The organism is Pseudoalteromonas sp. SR41-4 (assembly GCF_014163985.1).
GTDB classification, from domain to species: domain Bacteria; phylum Pseudomonadota; class Gammaproteobacteria; order Enterobacterales; family Alteromonadaceae; genus Pseudoalteromonas; species Pseudoalteromonas rhizosphaerae.
The window spans coordinates 1-22378 of the sequence record NZ_JACJEI010000004.1 but is presented as its reverse complement, the minus strand read 5'-3'; the positions used below and the strand labels follow the sequence as shown (position 1 = coordinate 22378).

General features: G+C 39.6%; 18 protein-coding genes. 4 read left to right on the top strand and 14 right to left on the bottom strand.

What is annotated here, in order from left to right:
- Positions 1-115: 115 nt before the first annotated feature.
- From H5180_RS04385 to H5180_RS04340, 10 genes are all read right to left on the bottom strand, one after another.
- Positions 116-1423 carry a tetratricopeptide repeat protein gene (locus H5180_RS04385; protein WP_145235570.1) on the bottom strand — a complete coding sequence of 436 codons (1308 nt, stop codon included), beginning with the start codon at positions 1421-1423 and terminating at the stop codon, positions 116-118.
- 33 nt (positions 1424-1456) lie between these two features.
- Positions 1457-2062 carry an energy transducer TonB gene (locus tag H5180_RS04380; RefSeq protein WP_149980248.1) on the bottom strand — a complete coding sequence of 202 codons (606 nt, stop codon included), beginning with the start codon at positions 2060-2062 and terminating at the stop codon, positions 1457-1459.
- Between the two features lie 10 nt (positions 2063-2072).
- On the bottom strand, positions 2073-2483 hold the full coding sequence (locus H5180_RS04375) for a biopolymer transporter ExbD (RefSeq protein WP_145235576.1): 411 nt from the start codon (positions 2481-2483) through the stop codon (positions 2073-2075).
- A 50-nt stretch (positions 2484-2533) separates the two neighbouring features.
- Positions 2534-3061 carry a MotA/TolQ/ExbB proton channel family protein gene (locus tag H5180_RS04370; RefSeq protein ID WP_145235579.1) on the bottom strand — a complete coding sequence of 176 codons (528 nt, stop codon included), beginning with the start codon at positions 3059-3061 and terminating at the stop codon, positions 2534-2536.
- A gap of 3 nt (positions 3062-3064) precedes the next feature.
- Positions 3065-4432: a MotA/TolQ/ExbB proton channel family protein gene (locus H5180_RS04365; RefSeq protein WP_145235582.1), complete on the bottom strand. Its 1368-nt coding sequence runs from the start codon at positions 4430-4432 to the stop codon at positions 3065-3067.
- A gap of 9 nt (positions 4433-4441) precedes the next feature.
- Complete coding sequence (locus tag H5180_RS04360; RefSeq protein WP_024605229.1) at positions 4442-5194, bottom strand: DUF3450 domain-containing protein; 753 nt, start codon at positions 5192-5194, stop codon at positions 4442-4444.
- 215 nt (positions 5195-5409) lie between these two features.
- Complete coding sequence (locus tag H5180_RS04355) at positions 5410-6027, bottom strand: DsbA family protein (protein ID WP_182757738.1); 618 nt, start codon at positions 6025-6027, stop codon at positions 5410-5412.
- On the bottom strand, positions 6017-7129 hold the full coding sequence (locus H5180_RS04350) for a diguanylate cyclase (RefSeq protein WP_182757737.1): 1113 nt from the start codon (positions 7127-7129) through the stop codon (positions 6017-6019). Before H5180_RS04350 ends, H5180_RS04355 begins: the two co-directional genes overlap by 11 nt.
- A gap of 33 nt (positions 7130-7162) precedes the next feature.
- Positions 7163-9052: a methyl-accepting chemotaxis protein gene (locus H5180_RS04345; RefSeq protein ID WP_182757736.1), complete on the bottom strand. Its 1890-nt coding sequence runs from the start codon at positions 9050-9052 to the stop codon at positions 7163-7165.
- 421 nt (positions 9053-9473) lie between these two features.
- Positions 9474-10745, bottom strand: coding sequence for a sugar MFS transporter (locus H5180_RS04340; protein ID WP_145235602.1), 1272 nt, complete (start codon positions 10743-10745; stop codon positions 9474-9476).
- A gap of 651 nt (positions 10746-11396) precedes the next feature.
- Between H5180_RS04340 and H5180_RS04335 the strand changes: the two genes are divergently transcribed.
- Entirely contained in the window at positions 11397-13127 is a 1731-nt protein-coding gene (locus H5180_RS04335; protein ID WP_182757735.1) for a hypothetical protein, read from the top strand.
- Positions 13128-13197: 70 nt separating this feature from the next.
- Here the strand turns inward: H5180_RS04335 and H5180_RS04330 are convergent, their stop codons facing one another.
- The 3 genes from H5180_RS04330 to H5180_RS04320 form a co-directional block, all read right to left on the bottom strand.
- Positions 13198-13698 carry an RNA methyltransferase gene (locus tag H5180_RS04330; protein ID WP_145235608.1) on the bottom strand — a complete coding sequence of 167 codons (501 nt, stop codon included), beginning with the start codon at positions 13696-13698 and terminating at the stop codon, positions 13198-13200.
- On the bottom strand, positions 13698-14195 hold the full coding sequence (locus H5180_RS04325) for a YcgN family cysteine cluster protein (RefSeq protein ID WP_149980241.1): 498 nt from the start codon (positions 14193-14195) through the stop codon (positions 13698-13700). The genes H5180_RS04330 and H5180_RS04325 overlap by 1 nt, the downstream gene beginning before the upstream one ends.
- Before the next feature lie 95 nt (positions 14196-14290).
- The gene (locus tag H5180_RS04320) at positions 14291-16111 is read right to left on the bottom strand and encodes a DUF885 family protein (protein ID WP_145235614.1); all 1821 of its coding nucleotides are present in this window, start codon (positions 16109-16111) and stop codon (positions 14291-14293) included.
- A gap of 146 nt (positions 16112-16257) precedes the next feature.
- Between H5180_RS04320 and H5180_RS04315 the strand changes: the two genes are divergently transcribed.
- Entirely contained in the window at positions 16258-17526 is a 1269-nt protein-coding gene (locus tag H5180_RS04315) for an amidohydrolase family protein (RefSeq protein WP_149980239.1), read from the top strand.
- Between the two features lie 208 nt (positions 17527-17734).
- Entirely contained in the window at positions 17735-20146 is a 2412-nt protein-coding gene (locus tag H5180_RS04310; RefSeq protein ID WP_182757734.1) for a TonB-dependent siderophore receptor, read from the top strand.
- Between the two features lie 47 nt (positions 20147-20193).
- Here the strand turns inward: H5180_RS04310 and adhP are convergent, their stop codons facing one another.
- Positions 20194-21204, bottom strand: a complete 1011-nt coding sequence (adhP, locus tag H5180_RS04305; protein WP_145235625.1) for an alcohol dehydrogenase AdhP — start codon at positions 21202-21204, stop codon at positions 20194-20196.
- 541 nt (positions 21205-21745) lie between these two features.
- Here adhP and H5180_RS04300 point away from each other — a divergent pair.
- On the top strand, positions 21746-22288 hold the full coding sequence (locus H5180_RS04300) for a GbsR/MarR family transcriptional regulator (protein ID WP_182757733.1): 543 nt from the start codon (positions 21746-21748) through the stop codon (positions 22286-22288).
- Positions 22289-22378 lie beyond the last annotated feature (90 nt).

The window sequence follows — 22378 nt, the reverse complement described above, 5'->3', positions numbered from 1 at the left end:
AGGAATATTTAGAACGAAAAAAACCGCCCTGAGGCGGTTTTGGTGTTGCGATTATAAAACGAGTTTTTTAATAAAATCGTTGAAGTTAAAATAGCGTTTCTTAACGCATATTTACTTATAACAAAGCAGTGCGTAATGTTTCAGCATGCAATTTTTCACGTTTCACGTATTTAATCCATTGTTCAGCTAATCGCTGCGATTTTTTATGCTTCTCGGCTTGTTCGAATGCTAAAATAGACGCGTCAAAGTTTTGTAAACTATATTGCGCCATACCTAAAGCAACATAAGCATTTGACTCAAAATCTAGTGAACCTTTATCAAGCGCTTTACGCGCTGCATCAGCTGCATCTTCATACTTTTCAAGATTCACATACACTTCGGCTAAACGTTGCTCGTACTTTCCATGGCTTGAAAGATCAGCTGCTTTTGCAAAATAACTAACAGATTTTTCATCTTCTTTTGCTTGTATCATGGCTTCTGCAATAAATGCGTAATTTTTAGCTGACTTTTCCGCAATACCAGATGCAACAGCTTTACTCATCACATCGGCAGCTTTAAAAGCTAAACCATTGTATAAATAAACTTGTGCTAGTTGACGCAAGTCTGATTTAGAAGTCAAAAAACCTTGCTGGTAAGCGGCTTCGAGTATTGCTAACTGCTGTTTTTCTTTACCTGTTTCGCCATACATACCACCGAGCTGAACCCAATACTCAGGCTTATTGTAAAGTTTGACCATACGTTCAAGTACAGCAACTACATTCTCAGTTTGATTAAGTGAATAATACATAGCACGCAGTAACACTAACCAGTTCTCTTTTGGCTGTTTGCCTTCACTATCACTTTGCGCGATAGCCAAGTTAATGTTATCAATACCATTTTGGTAATCTTTTAGCTGATAGTAAGCTTGCGACTTAAGCACATAGTAAGCATCCGTTTTAGGCTTAGTGTTGATTGCATCCCATTGCGCTAAAAAGTCTAACACTTTGTTGTAATCGCTATTCGCCATTGCAAGCTGCGCTAAACTAAAGCTGGTACTTAATCGTAAAGACTCAGGGATCTCTTCTTCAGCAACGACTTTTTCAAACGACGCGATCGCTTTCGGTAAATCATTCTCGTTGTAATAAATAAAACCATAAAAATTATACATCATGGCTTTTTCATACGAGTTCATACTGGATGAACGTTCATTAATATTATCAAGCGCAGCAAGGCCCGCTTTTGCATCACCATCATCAGCTAACTTTTGCGCACGAGCCAATTGGCTATATACTTTTTCACGCAGTGCCGGCACGCGCTTTGTTTTTACTTCCTCTGCATAGGCCGTTGCTAAATTAACACCTGGCAACAAACTTACTACGCTTGGTAAAGCAACACTAGCACTTAGTGCTAACGAGCAAAATAATGCTGTTTTTAATAATTTCATAATCGCCTCGTTTCTCTATCCATTTATTCAGTGCTAACCATTTATTTGGAAAGAAATTTTATTCTGTACACCCGCAACTTCAACAGCTTCACCGTCTACTACGCGAGGTTTGTATTTAAATTTAAGTGCGGCATCCATGGCTGCTTGATCAAACAATGATTCAGGCTCAGCTTTTACTACCTTTGCATCACGAACAGTACCTTGCTTAGTCACTGTAAACTCAACAATCACATAGCCTTCAATGCCCCGTGACAATGCTCGACGCGGGTAAACAGGTGCCACTTTTACAATCGGTAGATATTCACCGTCACTAGAGTCAAGAGCTAGACCACCACTAAGACTCACGTCAGCATCAACACTGGCACCAAAGTCAAAGTTAGACGCTGCTGCATTTGGATCACTATTTTGCATTTGCGGTGAATCCATTGGCGGCGGAGGCTCTTTCGGCGTTGGCGGCTTTTGTGGTTTACGTTCTTTCTTTTGTACCGTTTCTTCTTTTTTAAGCCTTACAAAATCAAGTACATTGCCTTTAGCAGGCTCTGTCATCGCCCCTTCACCACCGGTGATAAGCGCTTGCATGCCCAAAAACAACATAAAGGTCACAACACCGGCAACTAATAATGCTACTAAATAACGCATTATGGCTTCCTTAGGCTTCTTGTGCCGCGATAGACACATCAAATACACCTGCGGCGCGTGCTGCATCCATCACTTTAATAAGGGTATCTGTAGTGGCTTTTTTGTCAGCCTGAATAACCACACTACCTTGTGGATTTTCTGCTTTTAAACGCTCAATGTTTGCTTGCACAGCACGCACATCGATTTGACGTTTATTGATCCAAATTTCACCTTGATCTGAAATCGCAACTAGAATATTTGCACGCTCTTTCTTAACGGCTGTTGCCGCTTCTGGGCGATTTACATCGATACCTGACTCTTTAACAAAAGAGGCGGTTACAATGAAGAAAATAAGCATGATGAACACAACATCAAGCATCGGGGTCATGTTTATTTCTTCAGCTTCATCTTCTTGAAAAAGGCTTCCTAATGGGGCTCTCATTTTATTCTCCTGATTGTATGTGGCTTTCGCCACATACTAAAAATTGTTGTTTAATGGTCTAAAACCATGCTGTCTTCAAGTAGGGCTACTTCGCGCTTTGCTTTGCGTTGTAAGTACGTAGAAGCAAATACACCAGATAACGCACCAACCATGCCTGCCATTGTCGGGATAGTCGCTTTCGATACACCTGATGCCATTGAACGCGCACTGCCCGTTCCGGTAATCGCCATCACATCAAACACTTCTATCATACCTGTTACCGTACCGAGTAACCCCAGCAGCGGACACAAGGCAACCATCACATTGATCAGCGCTAAGTTGTTGTTTAACTTCATCCCAGCGCGTGAAATAGTTGCTTGGCGGATTTGCTCAGCGTTCCAGCTATTACGCTCATCGCGCCCTGTCCAACTACTTTTAATGGCATGTTTGTAACTACGAAAACCATTAAAAAAATAAATAAATCGCTCGAGTATCAATAACCACATCGCGAAGATTAACACTCCGATGACCAACAGAACTTGGCCACCAGTGTCGAGAAAATCACGGATAGCATTGATTGAGTCAATCAATAGCACCATGGGTTATGCTCCCTTTTCGCTACGCTCAGCGATAATACCTGCGCTTTGTTCTTGCAAAATAAGCAGCAAGTTCTTAGAGCGGGTATTCAATAAGGTGTATAAAAATACTGTTGGGATTGCCACAACTAAGCCAAGTACCGTAGTAACAAGCGCTTGTGAAATACCACCAGCCATTAACTTAGGGTCACCTGTACCAAACAAGGTGATTGCTTGGAAGGTATTGATCATACCGGTTACCGTACCAAGAAGACCTAACAATGGAGCAACGACCGAGATAATCTTAATGAGCGTTAAGTTGCGGGTGATTTTTGGCATTTCACGTAAAATCGCTTCACTTAATTTAAGCTCTAAGGTGTCGTATGCTACATCAGGGTATTGATCTTTGACTTTCATTACACGACCAAGTGGATTGTCATCACGTGGCACTGAGTCTTTAAGTTGACGACGGATTTTGCTGCCCATTAGCATCAATGAAACAAATCGTTCAATAGCGATAATTAAAGCAAGTAAGCCAACGCCTAAAATAACGTAACCTACTGCACCACCTTGATGTACTTGCTCTGAAGTATCAGGTGCTTGTACCAATAAACCAAGGATAGAGCCACCGGTTGGGTCAAGCGCAAATTGTACAGTGCCTGATTTAGCTTGTTGTAAATCATTCGCCGTTGAGGTGTAACGGCCAACAGGCTGACGGGTAAGCTCGCTTAACGTATTAGTGCTGGTGTTATAATCAAGATACTTACCTTCTGAAATTAAGTTAAAAGCCCCCACTCGCATAACTTCTTGCTTAGCTTTGTTGCCGCCTTCTACAATTACATCTGTTGTAAAACGTGACACTTTACCTTGCTCAGTCATTTCGCGTTGCAGTTCAAACCATACTTTTTCAATGTCTTCGATTGATGCAAGTTTAGAAGTCGAGCCCATTTTTTGAGCCAATTCATCCATAAAAGCACCACGACCAGGTAGCTGTGCAGACACTACTGACGTTGCAAATTTATTACTTGAATCGCCAGCCACTTGTTGCAGCACACCAAAAAGTTCTTTCAATGAACCCATACGCTTAGATAATGTATCGGTTAGGTTAGCAAGTTTTACTTCATTTTCTTCGAACTGTGTTTCAAGACGCTCAGACTCAACCAGCATTTGATTACGTTTTGCTTGAGTGTTTTTAAGCATTTGCACTTGTTCATTTTGACGTGCAGCAAATTCTTGCTCGCGTTGTTTATTTTGTGCTGATTGCTGTGTTTTACCTTGCTCAAGTGTTTTTAATAACGAGTCTAAATCCATAGCTTCAGCAGCAACGCTGTTGCCCGCAAAACCAAGGGTGGCACCAAATAAAGCAATTTTGGTCATTTTTGTAAAAAGTTTCATTTTAACCTCTTAATCCGCAGCGTGTACTGGCAGTGTTAACATATCTGGGGCAAGTTGCTTACGTGCAATACGTAAACCTTTACTAATTTGGCTGATTGTTGAGTCATCCAGGGCAACAAACTGTTTGCTTGTTGTATCCCATGAGCCTGCTTTTTTACCATCGCGAGTAAGGTAAATAAGTTCTAAACGACCAATGCGTAAGAAATCGACTTCACGCTCTTGACCATCAACATCTAATAATGCGGTATAGGCTTCGATGGTACGGCCGTAATCAACTTCAACTTGGTACGCTTCTAAAACACGGCGGAATTTTTCACTTGAATTAATGTCAGCACGGTTCATCATGTCTTTTAATGACGCTAAACGCTTTTCACGTTCATCGGTTAGAAACGGCACATCAAGAGCAACAAATTGCTCAAGCCCTGTGATCATGCGTAGCATTAATGGAGTAATTTGACGTTCAATAATAGACACTTGATCCATAGATAAGTTAATGGCTTCCATTTCACTCACTTGGTTACTAAGCTGTTTGCTTAGTTGTGCGTTATAAACTGTCAAACCATCAATTTCTTTATTAAGGGTTTTAAACTGTTGTAAACGACCCTGCATAGAGTCTGCAATCTTGTCTATTTTTGTTTGTGATTGCGCAGCTGACTGGTTAATTTCACTGCTTTTATCGATAACCTTATTTAAATCACTTGCTTGCACTGTTGCACTCATGGCTACAATACTAGCTAATATCAATGGTTTAACGCCTTTCATCGCATACACCTTTACTCGTTAAATTAGCGGATTTGCTAGTTGCTTAATATCAATGAACGAGATTCTATAGGTGAAAAATGACAGAGGTGTTGCGCTAAAAAGTCCTTTTTATGACAACTGCCATAAATACAGCTTTTTACCTTAGATAAAGCAATAGTTTTTAATATTTAACAAGCGTATACGCTTGAATGATGAGTGAAGTGAGATTAAATAAATTAATCAGCAAGTATGCAATGAATGGTGCTGATCATAGCATTTGCGTTGGTATAGTTTACGGCGATAGCAAAGTACTGCTGTTTATGACAAAGAACTAAAGATGGAAAACCCTGCACGGGTAACTGCTGAACATACGCTAACTCTTGTTGAAACGCCTGTTCAAGTTGTTCACTTTGCAATATAGCTAAAAACTCATCAGCAGCAATACCTATTTGCTGTGCACAGCTAACGAGTGTATTAAGATCCGAAGGATTTTGTGCCGATAAATAATACCCCTGCTGGATAGCGCCAAGCATAACCCGCTCTTTATTGAAATAACGTGCTGCAATAACCGCCCGGCACGCAGGATAAGTGCTGCGGCGTGGTTGACAGTTTTGCCAAAAATCAAAGTTAAATTTAGCACCGGTTTGCTGGCCAATACGCTGCCAAGTTTGTTGTAAAAACTGTTGCATACTTACTGGCATTGGCTGATCGGAATCAACAGCAAGGCCACCTACTTTATAAATAATATCAACTTCATTCGCTAAGGCGTCTTGGATTTTTTGCCAGCACTTTTGAAAACCCCAACACCAACTGCACATTGGGTCGCACACATATATAAGCTGACTATTGTTCATTATTGGCCTGTTGCTGTTCACTGGAAACAACGTTATTTCGCCCTAGGCGTTTTGCTTGGTACAAGTATTCATCAGCTAGTTTAACTGTTTGGTTAAACGTTTCGATATGACTAACTTGTGCAGCCCCTATGCTACAAGTGACAGAGGTAGATTGATGCTCATTGAACACTATTACTTGTGCAGCTACGTATTCTCTAAATTTATCGGCTACGGCATAGGCGTCAGTAATTACTGTTTTTGGTAATATCACCATAAACTCTTCACCACCGTAGCGAACTTTAATATCTGATGAGCGTAACTGTGTTTCAAGCATCCTACTAAATTCGATTAATGCTTGATCGCCAAAATCATGCCCAAAATTATCATTAATATTTTTAAACAAATCCAGATCGATTAACAACACTGTAAAAGGTAAATACTGCTCAGAGTTCAATTTTGCAAACGGCAAAAAATGGCTGCTAATAAAGCGCCGATTGGCAAGGCCTGTTAACTGATCAGTATAGGCGTCTTGCTTTTGTAACAAAGTAATGCGTGCAATTTCTAAGTGGCTTTTATTTCGGAAATACTCGCCTATAAAAGCGAAAAAAAACACCAAAATAAATGAGGCGGTAAAACGAACTTTTTCAGCATTACCATACATCACTTGCCCTATGTCAGGACCATAAAGAAACAAACAGGTAAGTGCTAATAGCGATGACACGGCTAAAAATCCAACTCTTAGGCCGAGTGTAGAAAACGAGACAACTGGATAAAACATCAGCCAATAAAGCGCTGTATTTTCCTTGCCCCCGGTGTACACCAATGCTAAACATAATACACAAATAACACTCAGTACGAGTATTGCGACCCCAGTTAAACGCCCAGTACGCAAAAAATACACTGCGCATATAAAAAAGGTTAAGTCGGATAGCACTAACATAATAGTCAGAAGTTTTGCATAAACCGAGTAGTTAACTGTGACTAAAGTTGTGATCAATACAACCGCAATGAATATCATAGTAAAAAATGTAAACGCACGACGCTGTTTTTCAGCGCTGTAAACACTGTCTATATTAACTAAGTTAAGCCAACTAGGTTGGCTTTCAGGTGATTCAGGCGTCATTTATTATATCTTTTTAGTTATCGCTGATTGCATTTAGACTTTAAAACGTAGCACCATTTTTTCAAGTTCATCAAATTGCAGTTTTAAACGAGTACACTCAGCTAAGGTGTTATTTAAGTTTAGCTGGCCTTGTTGAGATAACTCACTAATTGTATGAATATCATTATCTAAAGATTGTATTACCTGATTTTGTTCAGTGGTCGCATTTGCAACACTATGATTTACATCATCAATTGCTTTTATAGCTTTGGTTACTCCTGCCATTTGCTCACCGGCTGCTTGCGCTTGTTTTACAGTATTTTCGCTTTCAACTAAACTAGCCTTCATAACTGAAACAGCAGTGTCCGAGCCTTGCTGTAATTGGCTAACAGTATTTTCTATTTCTTGAGTTGATTGCTGAGTACGGTGAGCTAACTGGCGCACCTCATCTGCAACAACTGCAAATCCACGACCAGCCTCACCGGCACGAGCGGCTTCAATTGCAGCATTAAGCGCAAGTAGATTAGTTTGCTCGCTGACTCCTTTAATAACTTCGAGTACTTGACCAATACTTGCAGAGTGTTCAGCTACACTACTAATAATTTGTTGTGCTTGTTCCATATTTTGCGATAACACACCAATGGCATTGATATTATCATTTAACGTACTTTGACTTTGTACTGACTGTGTATTCGCATCAGTAGCAAGGGTTGATGCATGACTTGCGCTGCTTGATATTTCAATCGCACTTGATGACAGCTGATTAATCGCTGTTGCAACGCTGTCTGTACGTTTAGTTTGGTCACTGTACATCGTTAGCGTCGACTCTGTTTGCTCAACTAAGCTTTCCACTGAACGTTCAAGTTCAACCGTGGTCGTTTTTACTTGGTCAATTGAGGTATGAATTTTATCTATAAAGGCATTAAAGTAACCTGAAAGTTCACCAAATTCGTCATCGTTTTCAATCTCTAAACGACGAGTTAAATCCCCCTCACCTTGGGCAATATCTTTAATTGCATCGTTTAAACGCTGCATAGGCCGCATCAAATAACGCAGTGAAAATTGCATCATTAATATCGTCGCGATAACACCCAAACACATATATATTGCAGCCATATTTCTAAATGAAGCAACAGATGAATAAGCAATATCTTTGTTGATCACCACACCTAAATACCAATCTACATTTTCAATACCTTTGATATGTGTAAATGATACAAGATGATCAATACCAGCAATTTCCTGCTCGACAAATTCAGCTTTTAAAGCAAGCTTTTTACCAAACAGCTTCGCCATACTCTGATCGTTTAGTTTGATATCTGGATGGCTCAGAATGCGACCGTCACTGTCTAATAGAAAACCATAACCAAAACCTAAAAAATCAATTTCGTTGACTATTTGAGTAATGGTTTGCATATCAATATCGGCACCTGCGACACCACTAAAACGGCCATTATTTAAAATGGGCGCAACCGCTGAAATAGTTAGCTCATTGGTGGTTACGTCGATATAAGGAGTCGTAAACGCTGTGGTGGTTTTATTTTCTACCAGCTTATACCAAGGACGGATTGTGGCATCATAATCAGCAGGTAATACAACTGTTTGATCATTGAGTACAAAAGTACCATCAGGTTTGCCTATATAGGTGTTTTTAAACTTACCTGCCATTTCTGCGCTATTGAGTTGACTAAGAGTTAATTCCTTAGTGTCATTTTGCTGATGCGTTTTCGCAACAGACTGAACAATAGCTAATTTATTATTGAGCCAGTTAGCAATATTTTGTGAAACCGATTGAGAGCTTTCTTGTAATATTAGAGACAGTTGCTGCTGCGTTTGTGAGCGCATTGAAATAAAGTTATTGATGGTAAATAACCCCAGCACCAACACTAATACTACAGATGCTGCGATAGTTACCTTGGTGGTAAATTTTAGCGAGCTTTGCATGACACACCTATTTATCTTTTATCGTTGTTAGCTAACTACTTTTTAACAAAAATAACGCTATTTGTCTTATCTTATCGGCAAAACTTGCTATATCCCAGTCAAAAACAATAATAAAGCATGGTAAAAAATTAAGTGTAGCACTTATTAATACAACAAATTAATAACGTAATTCATTGTCAGTTAAAGTTAGCCAATTTCGTAATTACACAGAAAAATAACAAACTCAAAATTGGAAGCTTCCAATTAATATTATAAGCAATAGCGATTGAATACGTATTCAGTGCATATAAGTCGTTATTTTGTAATGAACATAACTGAGAGGTTTTCACTTTAGAGTGCGGCTAATTAATTGAGAATAATAAGTAGATAAATGCATTAACAGTGCTGCAAATGCATTTATCTGAAGAGGTTTACGATTAGCTTAGTTTATTTTTTGTTGCCACTTGCTCGCAAGTTTTACAACATTTAATCCGTACCAAGCGATAAAACAATAGCAAAGTGCTGGGATGATAAAACTAACTTGAATATTCATTGCATCAGCAACAATACCTTGAATTAAGGGTATTAATGCACCACCAACAATCGCTAAACAAAGCCAACCTGATCCTTTACTAGTTAATGAACCTAGCCCTTGAATGGCGACTGAGAAAATTGTTGGAAACAAAATTGAATTAAATAAACCAATCGACAGTACAGCATACAAAGCAACGTCACCTTCGGTGAAGATTGTAATTAGAAGTAACGCAATTACCGCAAATGCATTAAAAGCAATTGCTTTTGATGGTGCAATTTTTTGTAATGCAGCAGAGCCAATAAAGCGTCCTACCATCGCCCCGCCCCAATAATAGGCAATTAATGACGCGGCGGCATGCTCTTCAAGTCCTGCAATGTGAGCTTCACCAAAAAAGTTAACTAAAAAGCTGCCTATTGCCACTTCTCCACCAACATAACAAAAGATACCTAACACCCCCATAACTAAATGCGGGGCTTGCGTTAAAGAATGATCTTTTGCTTTGCAATCAAGTTCTTCTTTATGTGATTTGATTTCAGGCAGTTTTAAAAATGCAAATACGACCGCAATAGTAAGCAGTGCTGCAGCAAGCATTAAATAAGGGACTTTTACCGATTCAGCAGTCGCCGCAGATGCCGTCAATGTGCCTGCGGCACCAAAGAACAATATACCACCAACATAGGGCCCAATAGTCGTTCCTAATGAATTAAGCGCTTGCGCTAAATTTAACCGAGACGAAGCTGTTTTTTCAGGCCCAAGCGCCACAACGTAAGGGTTAGCTGATACTTGCAATACGGTAATACCACCAGCTAGAACAAATAATGCGGTTAAAAATAGCCAATACTCATGTACGACTACAGCAGGGTAAAATAACATACAGCCGATAGAAGCCACGATAAGACCGCTAAGCACACCATTTTTATAACCAAATTTCTTAACCAATATTCCCGCAGGTAAAGAAACAATAAAGTAAGCGCCAAAGAAGCAGAACTGCACTAACATCGCTTCAGTATAACTAAGATCAAACACCCCTTTTAAACGCGGGATCAGTACATCATTTAGTACTGTGATAAAACCCCATAAAAAAAATAGAGTTGTCATTGCAGTCAAAGGTAACAGGTAATTATTATTTTGCTGCGACTGCTCAGTGACAAACGTTTTATTTGTATTTATTTCACTCACGTGATTTTCACTCCATTAACAAGTTGTGTTTGATTCTACACACTCCAATAAAAAGATCACAAACTAATATTTGGACCGTTCCATACTTTTTATTCAATGGTATCGCTATTTAACGAATTTAATTACCTAGAAATGGACATAGATGCTGGCTAATTTCCAAAGCAGTGATTTTTTTTCAAGGACATATCAAAACCAGTTTAAATTTTTATCACCTAAATTGTGTTGACAAACAAGATCAGGAAGGCTTTTAGCACTTCAATAAAGACGATGGCGCCATTTTTGATTTTTTGATAAATAGACTCGCTACTTAGCCTCTTGTACACATTTTATATTTAACTATGCAATGGCCTATTTAGGTGAGATTAACAGTGGCTTTGCTATTGTAGATGATTACCAAGGGCAAAATGCCAACATATATTTATGCGCAGTGTTGCTATTTCGCTGCCATTGCTAGCGCATCTGCATCTTAACCAACTATTGCCGATTTATCGCAGTAAAAATTAATAATTTTATATAATACCGTGCCCTCATTACAACCAACACTAATAGTGCTTTTCCTCGCTAGACTACGCACTTTTATGATATCGTTTTACAAAACATAAATACTACAGAACGTACCGCTTGGTACTGATACAAAAAAGGAATTTCCAAATGAACACCAAACTACTTGCTGGTTGCGCAGTTGCTGTAGCGGCCGGTGCAATAATCTATACACAAACTGACAGTTCAACAGCCTCATTAGAACTTGCTCAACTTGATTACGTCCCTGCTGATACTGCTTTATTTTATGGTCAGCTAAAACCATTTCCCTATAGTAAATATTTCAATTTGATTCCAGATCAAATGAAAGGTGCAGACGATTTTACGCCATTGATCGAAAATTTAGCGGCAAGTAACGATAACAATGCACAGTTTTTAGCGTCTCTATTAGATCAATATCAAACATCATTGGCATCTTATGAAACACTAAAAGCAGCCTGGGGATTCGCCGATGATTATAAAGCTCTAGCCTATACGATTGGTCTAATGCCAGTATTACGCTATCAACTTGAAGATGAAACGGCTTTATTTAATACAATTAATAGCTCAGCTGATAAAGCGGGAATTAACTTCACAACACAAACCATCGAAGGTGTTGACTACAACACGTACCCTTTAGTACTTGAAAATGACATTACATTAAACTTAATTGTGTCTGTTAAAGATAACTGGGCTACCATCACGTTTGATACAAAACTTAATACAATTAAAGATTTACGTCTTGCTTTAGCAATTGATAAACCAACAAAATCATTAACGCAAACCGCTAAACTTGAAAACTATATTGCTAATTATTCATTTGATGGCCACTCTATTGCGTATATAGACCATGTTGAGATTGCTAATGCTATTACCGCTAGAACACCATCACGCCTAGGTGAAATGCTTGATGAACTATTAAAAGAATTGGGTGATCCAAATGCTTTAGAGGTAGCTAGAACACCACAGTGCCAAAATGACATTACCAATCTTGTTAGTTATTGGCCTGCATCAGTAACCGGTAGCACGTACATACAAGTAACAAACTCTGATGCTCATTTTAAAGCTGATGCTATTTTCCAAAGCACTGCTACAGATATTATTAAAACATTAAAATCTGTGCGAGGTTTTGTTCCTGAGCATACAACTAAACTTGACGGGCAAATGCTAAGCTTTGCTTATGGTGCGGATATTTCAAAAATTCCACCGCTTTTAAATATACTCTCAAGTACATTTAAAAAAGCTGAATTTGAGTGTGCACCTCTTGTTGCTTTACAGCAACAAACTCAAGACTCAAATTTAGCTGCACTATCAATGATGACCGCTATGGCTAATGGTATTCAAGGTGTCAGTGTAAGTATTCAAGATCTTGCTTTAGAAGCCGATGCAAATCAACTGCCACAACTAAAAGCTTTAGACGCGCTAATCACACTTTCTGCGACAGATCCTGATAATTTACTTTTTACTGCTAAAGGATTTTTACCTGCATTAGCGGAGCTTGAAATACCAGAAAACGGCGATGCAATTAGTGTCAATGCTGCAATTCCTTATCCTTTACCTGCTGGCCTTGATATTAGATTAGCTAAAAAAGGAAAGCATATTGTTTTATTCACTGGTGAAAAATCAGCGGCTATTGCAAATACATTATCAGAACAAGCGCTTGAAAAAAATGGATTTTTAACTTCCGCAGTTGACCTCAGCTCATTAATGACTCCTGTCATCGAAGTATTTAAAATGACAGGACAAGTGATCCCGGAAGAACTTGAACAATTAAAAAATCAAACAATGTCTGTGTATTTTGCAACAGATATAAAAGATGAAGGGATTGTTATTAATTCAGAGATCAAAATTACTAAAAAGTAATAACTTTTTGGAATTAAACGAAAAAAGGGGCATTAATTGCCCCTTTTTCAATTGTTCAATTCAGTTTGTACTATTTCTGCCATATCATTTTATTATTGGTGTCGCGGCTTTGAATAATCGTTTGATCAGAACTTTCTACTCCACCGAGTTTCGCTTGTCGATCGTAAAGAACCACATTACAGGTAGCTGCTAAATTCATACAACCGATTGTGGGGATATACACCACTTCATCGCACCAGTTCAGTACATCTTTGCTAATAGAGCCATCTTCAGGGCCAAAAATATAAAATGCGTTTTCAGGATGAACAAACTCAGGCAAAGGTGTTGCACCTTCTATTAGTTCAATCACCACAACAGTCGCACCTGCGGGCTTTGCTGTTGCTAAATCGTCAACGCAAGTCAGTGGGATGCGTTCAACAACATTTTTTGTGTCGGTATGAAACTTTTTAGCATTTAAATAACGCGTGCCTGTAAAAAATACTTGTTCAGCCCCATAGCAACCCGCAGCTCTTAAAACTGCGCCAACGTTAGAGGGGCTTTTAGGATTGATCAAACCAATCTTCGCAGTCATTAATCGCAATCCCTCGTTGGCCAATCAGCTTCATACAGATCAAAGTCATCTAGAGCTACATCACAATCTTTTACTGTTTTGTCTTTTACAGAAATACCCAATGTATGCATTAATTCTTTGCTGCCACCGTTATTTAGTGGATGCCAAGACGCTAAACCACGGCCTTCGTGTAAACGGCGGTAACTACAACTTTGCGGCATGAAGAAAATGCTGTCGAGGTTTTCTTTAGTTAATTTTACACATGACGGGACTAATGTTTGTCGATTTTCATACTCACTACAACCACACGTATTATTATCTAAGTATTGGCAAACAATATTAGTAAAAATGAGTTCTTCACCATCGCGAAGTTGATCTGTGGCGGTAAACTCATCTTCATCTTCGCTGTCTATAAAGGTATTTAAACAGCATTTTCCACAGCCATCGCAAATGGCTTCCCACTCATTTTGTGACATTTGCTCAAGTGATTTCTCAAGCCAAAATTGGTTTTCAAACATGGTATAACTCGGTGCCCCTAATAGCGCGCATTTTAGCTTAATTGAGCACCGCGCGCAAAGCTACATTCAGCTTTGCGCTATTTCAAGTTTAAAAGTTAGCGCTGCGTATCAACCCAACGTTTAATTTTCGCTTCTAGTATTGGCATCGGCAAAGCACCATCAATTAAAATTTGCGTATGAAACTCTTTAATATCAAATTTATCACCTAATGCTTGTTTACAATAATCTCGCAGTTCTTGAATTTTAAATTGCCCTAATTTATACGACAATGCTTGTCCTGGCCAAGCTATATAGCGCTCAACTTCTGCGGTTACATCACTTAAAGCCATTGAGGAATTAGCCAGCATGTAATCAATACCTTGTTGACGAGTCCAGCCTTTAGCATGAAAACCTGTATCGAGCACTAATCGCATAGCGCGTAATTGCTCATCAGATAAACGGCCATACCACATATATGGGTCGGTAAATAAACCCAATTCTTTACCTAGACTTTCAGCATATAATGCCCAACCTTCGGCGAACACTGTGTAACCACCAAATTTTCGAAACTCAGGTAATGACTGAACTTCTTGCTGTAAGGCGATTTGAAAATGGTGTCCTGGGGCTGCTTCATGGATTGACAATGTTTCGAGTAGAAACTTAGGCTGCGCTTTTAAATTAAAGGTATTAATATAAAAAATTCCCGGACGAGAGCCATCCGGTGCTGGTGATTGATAAGATGCTCCTGCCGCAGACTCAGCACGAAAATCTTCAACCGCTTTTACAACGTAATCAGCTTTGGGGACAATGTTAAATAATTTAGGTACACGCGCATCAATTTTTAACTTTACGGCTTCATAGGCCGCAATTAATTGCTCAGGTGTATCAAAATAAAACTCATCAGAATCTCGTAAATGAGTAAAAAACTCACTTAAACTGCCTTTAAAACCAACGGTTTCCTTTACTTTTTTCATTTCATTAAGGATACGCGATACTTCTTTTAAACCAATTTCATGAATTTCATCTGCAGATAAACTCAAGGTGGTGTTTTTCTTTATTTGGTATTCATACCATGCTTTACCATTTGGTAAATCGCTATAACCTACTGTTGCACGGCTATTTGGTATATAAGTGGTTGCTAAAAACTCGCTCATTTTTGTATAAGCTGGGACCAACTTATCCATAATAAGTGCACTATATTGGTCAGTGAGTTGTTGCTTTTGCGCTGCTGTGAATTGCTCTGGAAGCTGCTTTATCGGACTATAAAATAAAGATTGTTCTGCACTGGTAACTATATGAGCTTGAAATTGCGGTAATAACTTTTCAGCTAATGGCTTTGGTAAAACAATGCCTTCATTTACCCCTTGCTGCATAGCATCTTGCACACTGCTTAACCAAGTTACAAAACCTTCAGCACGCGCGACGAAATTTTCATAATCTTGGTAATTTGCAAATGGCTGCGCACTTTGCGCCGATCCAAAGCCTGCAAACGTATTGTGAGCGCCAGACATTTGGTTAATTGGTAATAAGTAACTCGGGAATTGAAAACCTTCGATTGTTAATGCTAAATCCCGTGCCAGTATTTCATAACTTAACAAGGCTTGACCGGTTAACTGCTGCTGGTCAATCGCCGCTAAACGTTGCTGATAATCTTTATAAAAAGCAAGCTGCTGAGCTCGGTTTTGCGCAGTACTCGGTGCTGTAAATTGGTTATTGTATTGATTATAACCAATATAAGTGGCGCCAAGAGGGCTAAATTGCAACGAATCCACAAAGTACTGCTCAACCAAGCTATTTAATTGTTGTGTTGTTGCGCTGGCAGTTTCACTTGTTAATGCTGCTTGTGGCTTATTTAAATTATTATTAGCCGTATTTGAACACGCAGACAAAGCGCTGAGTACACCAGCGACAAGCAAGGTTAACTTAAATTTTTTCATAATGATCCCTGAGTATAAGTAGTTAGCGCAAGTATGCAGCTTTCAAATCGCTAAATAAAGAAAATACGATACTTATCGCGTTTTGTTTACAGCCTAAAAACTGCTTGCTACATTGCTATATTAAATAATCAAAAATTAGAAAATAAATGAATAAATTATCACTTTCTGTCCCTTTGGGCTTACTGTGTGTCAGCGCTTTTAGCGCGCAAGCAACAACATACGTTAGTGCTAAAGCAATGCTAGACGTAAATAATGGCAAGCTTATTAATGCGCCGCTTATTCAAATCGATGACGGTATTATTACTAAAATCAGTAGTGGCACCATGCCAACCCTACAACAAGGTGATGACCATATTAAGTTGCCCGAGTTAACCATTCTGCCTGGCCTGATGGATATGCACGTACACTTAACCAGCGATCCAACAGTCCCTCGTAGTGAACGTATCGGTCAGTCAGTGCCACGTAAAGCGATTAAAGCGGCCTATTTTGCAGAAAAAACCTTAAAAGCGGGTTTTACAACCTTACGTAACGTGGGCGCCGAAGGTTACAGTGTCATTGCAGTACGTGACGGCATTAATGCAGGCGATATTATTGGCCCACGCATCTGGGCTGCTGGTCCCTCTTTGGGTGTAACGGGTGGTCACTGTGACAACAACCGTCTACCTCCTGAAATGAAATACACTGCCGAAGGTGTGGCTGATGGCCCATGGGCTGTTCGTGCAAAAGTACGCGAAAACATCAAGTACGGTGCCAATGTTATTAAGTTTTGCGCCACTGGCGGAGTATTTTCCAAGGGCACAAAAGTAGGTATTCAACAGTATTCATTAGAAGAAATGACTGCCATTGTTGATGAAGCACATATGCGCGGTTTAACGGTTGCTGCACATGCACATGGTACCAGTGGTATTACCGCAGCCATTAAAGCCGGTGTAGACAGTGTTGAACATGTCAGTTTTGTTGACGATGAAGCAATTAAACTGGCTAAAAAACACGGCACTTGGTTTTCAATGGATATTTATAACACTGAATATACCCTCACGTTTGGTGAGCAAAATGGTGTAGCAGAAGAAAACTTAGCAAAAGAACGTCAAGTATCTAAAAAGCAACGCGACAGCTTTAGCCGTGCCGTAAAAGCGGGTGTCAACATGGTATTTGGTACCGATGCCGCAATTTACCCACATGGTGATAATGCAAAACAATTCTCGCGAATGGTTGAGTTTGGTATGACCCCTCTGCAAGCAATACAAGCTGCAACAATCAACAGTGCTAAATTGTTGAAAGTTGACACTCAGTTAGGGCAACTCAAAACGGGCTTTGCCGCAGATATCATCGCAGTCAAAGGCAATCCACTGCAAGACATAACCTTGCTAGAAAATGTAGCATTTGTGATGAAAGCAGGTGTTTCTTATAAATAAATGTGTGGAGTTAGCGTTAAGCTAACTCCATCATTAAGTAAGGGTTAAACTAACAGCTAACTAAATACGTTGTTAATATATTAATATTTTGAAAGCAAAGGGTAAACAGCTTGGGGTAGGTTTAAATAATTGCCTTTTTTAGGTAATTAAAACTTGAAATACAAATGCCACACATTATCATTACGAAAATTTTTTAATGGTAATGACTATGACAACGCATAAATTCTCTCTAATTACCCTAGCCTGTTTAACAGCATATAATGCAACTGCGGCCGAACAATCCGATCTTGAACGCATCACGGTTTATCAAAAGCAAAATCATGTTGTATTAAATTCGGGTTTAGCAACAAAGTCTGATATGTCGTTAATGGAAACACCTGCGCCTATCGTTATCGTCGATCAAGAGCTTATCAACTCGCAAGGCGTTGATAACTTACAAGACTTAGCGCGTAATATCAGTGGTGTAACCCAAGCAGGTAATAACTACGGAATTGGCGACAATTTAGTGATCCGTGGCCTTGGTGCAAATTATACTTATGATGGTATGTATGGCGGTGCGGGCCTAGGAAACACATTCAATCCAACTCGATCACTAACCAATGTGGAGGCCGTAGAAGTATTAAAAGGTCCCGCCACTGGTTTATATGGCATGGGCAGCGCAGGTGGTGTTATTAACTTGATTGAAAAAAAGCCACAGTTTACAGAGCAGCACAACATACAAGCGGAAATTGGTCAATGGAATACCTATTCATTATCAATTGATAGCACCAACGCAATTACCGAAAATCTAGCATACAGAGTTAATGCAAAAACAGCACGCAGTGATGGCTACCGTGATTTAAAAGATGACCGCGATGAAATCTACGGCGCATTAAAATATGTGTTCAATGACCGCCAAAATATTATGATCTCAGCCGCTTATATTAAAGATGCCATTGCAGTTGATTCAATTGGCCACCCTATCCGTATTTATAATGCGCAGTCGGTAAATGGCAAAACCGCCGGCCAAGTAACTGCGGATGATTTAGTCAATGATCCAACCACTGCTGGGCTGCAATTATCTGATGCACAGCGCCAACAATTAGCGAATTCACTTGCAGCGTCTGATGGTTTAACACCGTATAAATTTGGTCATCGCGGTATTATCTCACCCATGGCAAAAGATAATAAAGGTGAAGAACTGCGTTTTAAACTCACTCATAATTACTACATAACTGACAATTTATTTTTAAATCAACAGTTACAATACCGTAATTATGAGTCAAGTTTTGCACGTCAAACAGGCGCCTATAATTATGTCTATTGGCAAAGAAATGGCGTGATCAATGCTGATCCTCGTGCGCCATTGGTAGTTGATGATGTACTTTATCCATTTGCTGCACGCCGTCAAGAATATCGCCAAGTAGAGGCCGATGAAAAGTCATGGCAATACTTTGCAGATTTACGCTATGACTTTAGTTTAGGTGATATAGAAAACGAATTTTTGGTCAATGCTAATTATGAAGACCGCGATATACGCTTCACGCAGTATTCTATTTGGGATAAAGACTATATTCTCAAAGATAAAAATGGCGATATAACCTATCAAGGCTCTTTACCCTATATTCTAGATATTCGTACACCGGTTTGGTCAGACGGGCAATTTAGCGACTATGATCCGCTTAAAACCAGTAACTATAGTAAAAAAGTGCAAGCATGGGGCTTAGGACTGCAACATGTTGCTTATATCAATGACAGCTTCACAACCCGTATTGGTGTTGCATACAACGAAATTACTCAAAAATATGAACATTTAGGTGTTGATGCACGTTACCGGGCCAGTGCCGCTGCTGCGACGCCAGAAGCAAGTACCTCGGATAATGGTTTAACCTATAATTTAGGCGCGACATACAAACCGACTGATGACCTGTCTATATTTATAAACCATTCGAAGGGTCGCACTGCGTATAGCGTTTTAGGCTCTGTTTCAGGCAATGAAGCTGACCGTGATGATGCACAGTCTCTTAGTACTGATTTAGGTATAAGAGTAAAAGCCTTTGATGATCAGGTACTCGCCTCATTCGTGGTATTTGACACTGCACGTACTAACTTAGAATATGCAAACCCTGCCTATGATGATACAAAGCCAGATCCATCGGTCCCAAAAAATTACTTTAATGGTGAAGAAAAAACCCGTGGTGTCGAGCTTGATCTAAATGCCTATTTAAATGATCAATGGAAGGTCAATATCAATGGTGTTTATCAAGATGCGCGTGAACAGAAAAACCCTAATGTGAGCACATTTGCTGCGCGTCAAAAAGGTGTGCCTTATGTAACAGCAAGCACATGGTTAACATACAGTGCTCAGTGGTTTGAACTAGCCCAGCCACTAAAATTAAGTGCGGGCGTAAAGTATGTTGATGATCGCAGTACTAATTCGTCATCATTCGGCATTCCTGATGGTTATGTACCAAGCTATACTATTTATGATGCTGCGTTAAGTTATAACACTGATAAATGGGGCTTACAGCTAAATTTAAATAATTTGTTTAATAAAGTTTATTACTCAAAAGCAATGTTTTTAGGTGGTATGCCAGGCGAAGAACGCAATGCGAAGCTAACTTTGAGCTATAAGCTTTAAGTTATAAGCTGTAAAAGCGCACAAAATGCTTGTGCGCTTTTTTACCTTTACATAGTGACTACTATACGGCCATTAATTTCACCTTTGAGCATATCGTCAAATATGTCATTGATATCTTCAAGACGTTTTTCTTCAATAATTGCTTTAACTTTGCCCTGTGCAGCAAACTCTAAACATTCTTGTAAATCTCTACGTGTGCCAACAATTGAGCCAACAACAGAAACGCCATTGAGTACAGTATCAAAAATAGGCAACGGCATATCCTCTGGAGGCAGACCAACTAACACGCATTTTCCACCACGGCGAACACTCTTATAAGCTTGCTCAAACCCCGGCTTGGATACAGCGGTACATACCACAGCATGTGCGCCCCCTACCTGCTCAAATATAGCCTCACTAGGCACACATTCTTTAAAGTCCAGTGTGATATCTGCACCTAACTCTTTTGCTAAAGCCAGTTTATCAACACCAGTATCCACTGCAATTACATTAAAGCCCATTGCCTTTGCATATTGTACCGCAAGATGCCCAAGCCCACCTACACCAACAATAGCGACCCATTGTCCTGGCTTAGCACCTGACACTTTTAGCGCTTTATAGGTTGTAACACCGGCACAAAATAATGGCGCAGCTTCTGAAAAACCTAAGCCTTCAGGGATCTTTACAACATAGTTCCCATCGGCTAAGCAATATTCTGCGTAACTACCATCAACTGAGTAACCCGTATTATGCTGTGAAAGACATAAGGTCTCTTTACCTTCTAAACAAAATTCACAATGACCACATGCACTGTATAGCCAAGGAATGCCAACACGATCACCAATTTCTAAATGAGTAATATTGCTACCCAGCTGTTCGATCACTCCAACACCTTCATGCCCTGGAACTAACGGCATTTTAGGCTTTACTGGCCAATCACCATGACAGGCATGTAAATCAGTATGACACACACCACATGCGGCTATTTTAACTAAAACATCATTGACTCCAACGGTTGGAATGGGTAAGTCTGAAATTTCTAATTTGCCTTTGTAAGTACTATTAACGGCTGCTTTCATTGCTCGTTCCTTGTTGTTGCGAAGTTGTTATTAAATAGTTGTTAAGAAATTAGTTGTCGTAAATTAGTGTACACCTTACGCGACTCTAGATGAGTGAAAATTAATCTAAATCAAACTTTAGTGATATAACTTGTTCAGAACGACATTTGGGCGTGTTGACCTTTTGTGATTAATTTTGCAGCAGTGTGTTTGGTATTTAGGCAAGGCAGAGCCTATGTAGTGTGGTTGTTCCCCATAAATAGGCGATAACGCAGCATCAATGCCAAACACGCGCTGCCCTTAGGGTTCTTCCTAGGGGCGATTAACTCTTTGTTGCTCGATTTTTACTTAGCCCCACTAGGTTACAAACCTCGCGCCGCCATTAAATCACCCCTAGAGTGAACAAATTTTAATCCACAAAGGTCAACACGCCCTAGTACCAACACATAATCCCATAGGCTTGCTTCAGCCAAGGAAAATTCAGCGTATTGCGCAGTAAATCTTGCTAAACATATTCAGCGTGCTAGCATTAATTTCATTATTTATTGAAACTTGAGAAGCAATGACATTATCAGATAAGAACTTTGCCTTTGTAATGCACTGTGGCGAAATGGGTAGTCGTTGGGGTTTTAATCGCACCATTGGCCAAATGTGTGGTTTATTGATCATCACCAAAGAGCCAATGACAGCAAACGAAATCGCCGATGCCTTAAGCATTTCTCGTGGTAATGTCAGCATGGGGATCAAAGAACTGCAATCTTGGCGTTTAATAAAAGTGCAGCATATTCCAGGTGACAGAAAAGAATATTACGCCCCTGCAGGTACTATTTGGGATATGGCCAACCGCGTATTTGAAGAGCGCAAAAAACGTGAAATAGACCCGACCTTAAGTCTACTCAGAGATAACCTGCTAGAGCCTGCAAACAATGACGATGAAAAGTTTGCTCAACAGCAAATGCATGAAATTCACGACCTGCTCGAAACAGTCACAAAATGGTCATCAGAGCTACAGCGCTTAAGCCCAGAACAGCTACAAAGCTTAATGAAGCTGGGCTCAGGCATTGGTAAAGTACTCGACTTTAAAGATAAGATATTGAAGAAATGAAGAGTTAGCGAGGGACGAGAGTAAAGTTAGCGAGCTTTATGGAGCTAGGTTCTAGGTTCTAGGTTCTAGGTTCTAGGTTCTAGGTTCTAG

What these genes read in the sequence shown, in the direction of transcription:
- H5180_RS04385 (WP_145235570.1), bottom strand. Translation starts at nt 1,423, where the DNA reads ATGAAATTATTAAAAACAGCATTATTTTGCTCGTTAGCACTAAGTGCT.
- H5180_RS04380 (WP_149980248.1), bottom strand. Translation starts at nt 2,062, where the DNA reads ATGCGTTATTTAGTAGCATTATTAGTTGCCGGTGTTGTGACCTTTATG.
- H5180_RS04375 (WP_145235576.1), bottom strand. Translation starts at nt 2,483, where the DNA reads ATGAGAGCCCCATTAGGAAGCCTTTTTCAAGAAGATGAAGCTGAAGAA.
- H5180_RS04370 (WP_145235579.1), bottom strand. Translation starts at nt 3,061, where the DNA reads ATGGTGCTATTGATTGACTCAATCAATGCTATCCGTGATTTTCTCGAC.
- H5180_RS04365 (WP_145235582.1), bottom strand. Translation starts at nt 4,432, where the DNA reads ATGAAACTTTTTACAAAAATGACCAAAATTGCTTTATTTGGTGCCACC.
- H5180_RS04360 (WP_024605229.1), bottom strand. Translation starts at nt 5,194, where the DNA reads ATGAAAGGCGTTAAACCATTGATATTAGCTAGTATTGTAGCCATGAGT.
- H5180_RS04355 (WP_182757738.1), bottom strand. Translation starts at nt 6,027, where the DNA reads ATGAACAATAGTCAGCTTATATATGTGTGCGACCCAATGTGCAGTTGG.
- H5180_RS04350 (WP_182757737.1), bottom strand. Translation starts at nt 7,129, where the DNA reads ATGACGCCTGAATCACCTGAAAGCCAACCTAGTTGGCTTAACTTAGTT.
- H5180_RS04345 (WP_182757736.1), bottom strand. Translation starts at nt 9,052, where the DNA reads ATGCAAAGCTCGCTAAAATTTACCACCAAGGTAACTATCGCAGCATCT.
- H5180_RS04335 (WP_182757735.1), top strand. Translation starts at nt 11,397, where the DNA reads ATGAACACCAAACTACTTGCTGGTTGCGCAGTTGCTGTAGCGGCCGGT.
- H5180_RS04330 (WP_145235608.1), bottom strand. Translation starts at nt 13,698, where the DNA reads ATGACTGCGAAGATTGGTTTGATCAATCCTAAAAGCCCCTCTAACGTT.
- H5180_RS04325 (WP_149980241.1), bottom strand. Translation starts at nt 14,195, where the DNA reads ATGTTTGAAAACCAATTTTGGCTTGAGAAATCACTTGAGCAAATGTCA.
- H5180_RS04320 (WP_145235614.1), bottom strand. Translation starts at nt 16,111, where the DNA reads ATGAAAAAATTTAAGTTAACCTTGCTTGTCGCTGGTGTACTCAGCGCT.
- H5180_RS04315 (WP_149980239.1), top strand. Translation starts at nt 16,258, where the DNA reads ATGAATAAATTATCACTTTCTGTCCCTTTGGGCTTACTGTGTGTCAGC.
- H5180_RS04310 (WP_182757734.1), top strand. Translation starts at nt 17,735, where the DNA reads ATGACAACGCATAAATTCTCTCTAATTACCCTAGCCTGTTTAACAGCA.
- adhP (WP_145235625.1), bottom strand. Translation starts at nt 21,204, where the DNA reads ATGAAAGCAGCCGTTAATAGTACTTACAAAGGCAAATTAGAAATTTCA.
- H5180_RS04300 (WP_182757733.1), top strand. Translation starts at nt 21,746, where the DNA reads ATGACATTATCAGATAAGAACTTTGCCTTTGTAATGCACTGTGGCGAA.